This window comes from Massilia sp. TWP1-3-3, from assembly GCF_049897805.1.
Classification (GTDB): domain Bacteria; phylum Pseudomonadota; class Gammaproteobacteria; order Burkholderiales; family Burkholderiaceae_D; genus Telluria_A.
Genome location: NZ_JAFCWX010000137.1, coordinates 1 through 644, shown reverse-complemented (window position 1 = coordinate 644; position 644 = coordinate 1). Strand labels below are relative to the sequence as shown.

The 644-nt window shown below is 66.6% G+C and carries 1 protein-coding gene; it reads right to left on the bottom strand.

All coding sequences use genetic code 11. The annotated features are described in order from the left end of the window. Positions 1 to 644, bottom strand: a 644-nt coding sequence (locus ACP7D4_RS28195) for a phage baseplate assembly protein V (RefSeq protein WP_426212750.1), incomplete at both ends; no start/stop codon positions are given.

Here is a 644-nt window from a genome sequence, read left to right as displayed (position 1 = left end):
ATTGAGCTGGGTCGCCGCCGTGCTGGTTGCCAGCCGCGTGCGTACCTGGCCCGGCGTGTCGTCCAGCTGCCACTGATTGAACCCGGCGCCGTCAAAATTATGGCTGTGGATACCAGACAGCACGCCCGCGTGGTTGGCGCCAGAATCGACGCCGGCCGCGAACGGCGGCGCGTCCGCGCCGGTATAGAGTTGGGCCACTACCAGCGGGCGGTCCATGTCGCCTTCGATAAAGTCGACCAGCACTTCGGTGCCGATGCGCGGGGTGAACTGCGAACCCCAGTTGGGGCCGGCCAGCGCTTCGGCTACGCGCACCCAGGTGCCGGACGTTTCGTCGCCCGGTGCATTGCCCTTGCTGTCGGTGTTGTGGCCCATGCCGCCGGCGTTGGCGCCCTGGCCGCGCTGCCAGGCAAACTGCACCCGGACCTGGTGGTCGCGCACTGTCGTTGAAATGGCGTCGCCCAGTCCCACCACCAGCGCCGTTTGGGGGCCGAGCGCGGTGCTGGTGTGCGGGTCTGCCATCATGCGCGGCACGATCGCAACAACATCGCGCACGCAGGCAAAGGTATTGCGGTAGGTGCCCGCTTCGACGCCGGTATCGGCCGCACCTTTTACCTGCGACTGAAAATTATTGCGCGCTTCATGGC